Origin of the sequence: Mucilaginibacter sp. (assembly GCF_028288105.1) — a bacterium.
Classification (GTDB): domain Bacteria; phylum Bacteroidota; class Bacteroidia; order Sphingobacteriales; family Sphingobacteriaceae; genus Mucilaginibacter.
In genome coordinates, this window is record NZ_JAQBOI010000015.1 from 1 (window position 1) to 4,330 (window position 4,330).

At 44.3% G+C, this 4,330-nt stretch carries 4 protein-coding genes and 1 pseudogene; 2 read left to right on the forward strand and 3 right to left on the reverse strand.

The window, feature by feature from the left end:
- Together JWQ85_RS00885 and JWQ85_RS00890 are read left to right on the forward strand one after the other, a co-directional pair.
- Nucleotides 1-588, forward strand: a 588-nt coding sequence (locus JWQ85_RS00885; RefSeq protein ID WP_299462503.1) for an FAD binding domain-containing protein, incomplete at its 5' end; no start/stop codon positions are given.
- A 73-nt stretch (nt 589-661) separates the two neighbouring features.
- Complete coding sequence (locus JWQ85_RS00890) at nt 662-2,788, forward strand: xanthine dehydrogenase family protein molybdopterin-binding subunit (protein ID WP_299462506.1); 2,127 nt, start codon at nt 662-664, stop codon at nt 2,786-2,788.
- A 43-nt stretch (nt 2,789-2,831) separates the two neighbouring features.
- Here JWQ85_RS00890 and JWQ85_RS00895 read toward each other — a convergent pair whose 3' ends face one another.
- The 3 genes and pseudogenes from JWQ85_RS00895 to efp all read right to left on the reverse strand — a co-directional run bounded on the left by JWQ85_RS00895 (nt 2,832) and on the right by efp (nt 4,276).
- Nucleotides 2,832-3,227, reverse strand: coding sequence for a cupin domain-containing protein (locus JWQ85_RS00895; RefSeq protein WP_299462509.1), 396 nt, complete (start codon nt 3,225-3,227; stop codon nt 2,832-2,834).
- Between the two features lie 8 nt (nt 3,228-3,235).
- Nucleotides 3,236-3,628 carry a hypothetical protein gene (locus JWQ85_RS00900; RefSeq protein ID WP_299462512.1) on the reverse strand — a complete coding sequence of 131 codons (393 nt, stop codon included), beginning with the start codon at nt 3,626-3,628 and terminating at the stop codon, nt 3,236-3,238.
- Nucleotides 3,629-3,715: 87 nt separating this feature from the next.
- Nucleotides 3,716-4,276: pseudogene (efp, locus tag JWQ85_RS00905) on the reverse strand (elongation factor P).
- Nucleotides 4,277-4,330: the final 54 nt, after the last annotated feature.

The window sequence follows — 4,330 nt, forward strand, 5'->3', positions numbered from 1 at the left end:
GGATCGGGGTGCGGCGCTTTAGAGGGTTATAACCGTATGCACGCCCTATTTGGGGCCAGCGATAAGTGCATTGCGGTAAACCCAAGCGATATGAACGTAGCTTTAACCGCGCTTGATGCTATAGTGCACGTAAGTGGTGTTAAAGGTAAACGGGCTATAAAAATTTCAGATTTCCATAGGCTGCCCGGCCAACACCCTGAATTGGATAACACTTTGCAAAAAGGGGAGCTGATAACTTCGGTTGATTTACCTGCTTCACCGTTTAATAAAAATGTGCATTACTTAAAAGTGCGCGACAGAACATCGTATGCATTTGCACTGGTATCGGCAGCAGTAGCCTTAAATATAGAGAATAACACTATACAGGGAGCAAGACTGGCAATGGGCGGGGTGGCACATAAACCATGGCGCCTAACCGAAACAGAAGCTTTCCTGAAAGGTAAGCCTGTTAGTTTAGATGTGTTTAAACAAGCGGCACAAATAGCCATGCAGGGCGCTAAAGCTTATGAGCACAATAAATTTAAATTGACTTTAGCACCAAATACCCTCTTGCAGGCCTTAAAAACGGCGTCGGGGTTAAAGGCATAAAGCTCTGTATGAGCGTATTGCATTGGTACAGATCACAGAAAAAACATCTTTCATCAGCAAACAAGGTATTGTCATGAAAAAAGAGACCATAGGAGATTCGTTAAGTAGGGTAGACGGCAGATTAAAAGTAACCGGAGGCGCTAAATACTCTGGCGAATATGATTTGCCAGGCTTAACTTATGGTGTGCTTGTTCCGGCTACAATTGCCAGCGGAACGGTAACGGCTATCGACAGTAAAGCCGCATTACGCGCACCGGGTGTACTGGCGGTTATTACTCCATTTAACGCTACAAAAGTGCCCGGTTATCAGCCGGAAGCATCTACACGCATTAAAGGACTAAAGTTATTTAATGACAACCAGGTTTACTTTAATGGCCAGCCTATTGCGTTGGTAGTTGCCGATACCTTTGAAAGGGCAACAAACGCTGCCAGCTTAGTAAAAGCTACTTATCAGGCACAACCATTTGAAACCAACTTTAATAAAAATATTGATAAGGGTGTTAGTCCGCAGAATAATAAGGACTACTTACGCGGCGAGGCCTATGCCTATAAAAATGCCCCGATTAAAGTAGAGCAGGAGTACACGCTGCCATCTGAAATGCACAACCCAATGGAGTTGCACGTAACCACTGCATTTTGGACAGGCGATGATAAAATTACCCTGTATACCAAATCGCAAGGGGTTATCAGCTCGCAAAGGGCTATCGCCAATGCTTTTCAGCTCGATCCAAAGAATGTACAGATCAATTCGCGTTTTGTTGGAGGGGCATTTGGATCATCCCTGCGTACATGGCCACACGAGGTTGCCGCAGTACAAGCTGCAAAAATGCTGAACAGGCCCGTTAAACTTACCCTTACCCGCGAGCAAATGTTCACTTTGGTGGGCTATCGCCCGCATACTGTTCAAAAGGTAGGTATAGGCGCTACAGCCGATGGTAAGATTGTTGGCATCAGCCACGAATCGCATTCGCAAACCGCGGTTTACGAAGAGTTTACCGAAAGGTCTGTTAACGTTTCAAGATTTTTATATAGCAGCCCCAATGTAAATACCCAGTATAAGGTGGTACCGTTGAATGTTGGGGTGCCTGCACCAATGCGTGGCCCGGGCGAGGCAACGGGATCATTCGCCTTGGAATCGGCGCTTGATGAGTTGTCGTACTCGTTAAATATGGATCCTATCGAATTAAGGCTTAAAAATTACGCGGAAACTGACCCTGAAAAAAACCTGCCGTGGTCAAGCAAGTATCTTAAAGAGTGTTACCAAAAGGGTGCCGATAGTATCGGCTGGTCTAACCGCAAGGCAAAGCCCGGCACTAATAACGATGGAGAATGGCTGGTAGGATATGGAATTGGATGTGGTGCATTTGGTGCCTACCGTTCGCGTTCGCTGGCCAAAATTAAATTAATGCCTAATGGCACTGTAAATATTCAGAGCGCTACAAGCGATATCGGGCCAGGTACGGCAACCTCGATGGTGCTGATAGCCGCGGATATTCTTAAGATCCCGGCCGAAAAAATAGTATTTGAATTAGGCGATTCCTCCTTCCCGGTTGCGCCTACCCAGGGTGGTTCTGCTACGGTATCATCAGTAGGTTCAGCTGTGCACGATGCTTGTGTCGCTTTAAAACAAAAACTAAACACCCTGGCGGGCAAACCAGAAAACAGTACCGATGATATTGACTATGCAAAGGTTTTGAGTCAGAATAATTTACCATTCCTGGAAATAACCCAGGAATCAATAGCTAACGAAGAGGCAAAAAAGTATTCGATGTATTCTTTTTCGGCACACTTTGCAAAAGTGTATGTTCATCCACTAACAGGTGTTGTTAAAATTAAGAATGTGGTGGCTGTGGTAGATGCGGGTAAAATTGTGAGCTATAAAACAGCTAGGAGCCAAATGATTGGTGGTGCGGTAGGAGGGATTGGCATGGCCATGACCGAAGAAGCTGTTTTTGATGACCGGTTTGGCAGGTATGTAAACGGCAATTTTGCAGATTATCATGTGCCGGTAAATGCAGATATACCTCAGATAGAAGCTATATTTATTAACAAGCCTGACCCTATAATTAACCCTATTGGTACAAAAGGTATTGGGGAAATATCACTTATTGGTGTAGCCGCGGCCGTTGCCAATGCCGTTTATAATGCAACCGGAAAACGGATCAGGGAGCTTCCTATTACACCCGATAAATTGATCTGAGAATACGCCCGTAATTTACGGTACCATTAAGCGCCTGTAAGGCTTACTTATTATACTGTTCGTCGGTTACCTGTTCCATCCAATCAACCGGCGAACCATTTAATTTTTCCTGAATAGCGATATGGCTTATCGCGGTGGTAGCGGTAGCGCCATGCCAATGCTTTTCGCCCGGGGCGAAGTACACAACATCTCCCTGATGAATTACTTGTTTTGCTTCACCTTCGTGTTGCACCCAGCCCGATCCTGCTGTAATAATTAAAGTTTGGCCTAACGGATGAGTGTGCCAGGCCGTACGGGCACCTGGTTCAAAAGTAACCAGCGCCATTGCCACACGGGATGGTTCAGGTGGATTAATAAGCGGATCGATGCGTACTGATCCGGTAAAATATTCTGCGGGACCTTTTCCTGAAGGCTGTGAGCCGTTGCGTTTAATTTCCATGTACTTGATTATTTAGTAGCAGGATAATTTCCCCTTAAGCGTTTGTTATCGTCAACTATCCGTTCAATTATTTGACTTCGTAAAGGACTGTCATCAGATGCATTTACATCCATCGCGCCGTAGTTATTTAACACGTCTACCGCTTCCTGTGCTTCCCTTGGCGAGATAGCATGAACGGTAACAATAGAGCCTTTTCGCCCTAACGAGGCAAAGTGCGCGGCTTGTTTTTCATCATCTATAAGGTGGCTGAAAAAGTCGCCTACACGGTCTTCCTGTTCATTGGTTTGTTGCCCGTTGGTGTGAATATCAATATTTTCACTTGTAAATTCATTTCCCAACAGGTAAGAGCTTGCCTCTTCGGCAAGGTTTATGTCTTCAAAAATGCCGATCACTGTTATCATAGCTATTCAATAAAATATTCTACGAATTGTTTTAAAATTATAGCCGTCGTCGAAGGCTATTCAATGACCGATCATCCGGAGCATAACCTATTTCACACGCTCTAAATATTCTCCGGTGCGGGTATCTACCTTTACTTTATCGCCCTGGTTTACAAATAATGGTACTTTTATTTCAACGCCATTTTCTGTAGTCGCGGTTTTTAGCGCGCCCGAGGAGGTATCGCCTTTTACTGCCGGTTCAGAATAAGTAATTTCCAGCTCTACGCTGTTTGGCATTTGCGCCATGATAGGTTCTTCGCTTTCAAACGATACAATTACGTTCATTCCCTCTTTCAGGAACCTTACAGACGGGCCCTACAGTGTTTTTGAGATATTAAACTGATCATAAGTTTCATTATTCATGATCACCATAAACTCGCCCTCGTCATATAGGTATTGATAGTCATTGGTTTCTACGCGGCAAATTTCAACCTGCTCGTCGGTAGCTAAACGGGCCTCTACAATTTTTCCGGTTTTAATATTCCGGAATTTATCTAAATAAAAAGCACCACCTTTACCTGGGGTACGGTGCATAACTTCTGTAACGGTTACCAGTTCGCCGTTATAACGTAATATATTTCCTACTTTAATTTCAGATGCCTTTGCCATGAAAATGCGATTATAATTTGAATGCGAAGATAGATTAAGTTATGTTAAACATAC

What these genes read in the sequence shown, in the direction of transcription:
- JWQ85_RS00890 (WP_299462506.1), top strand. Translation starts at nt 662, where the DNA reads ATGAAAAAAGAGACCATAGGAGATTCGTTAAGTAGGGTAGACGGCAGA.
- JWQ85_RS00895 (WP_299462509.1), bottom strand. Translation starts at nt 3,227, where the DNA reads ATGGAAATTAAACGCAACGGCTCACAGCCTTCAGGAAAAGGTCCCGCA.
- JWQ85_RS00900 (WP_299462512.1), bottom strand. Translation starts at nt 3,628, where the DNA reads ATGATAACAGTGATCGGCATTTTTGAAGACATAAACCTTGCCGAAGAG.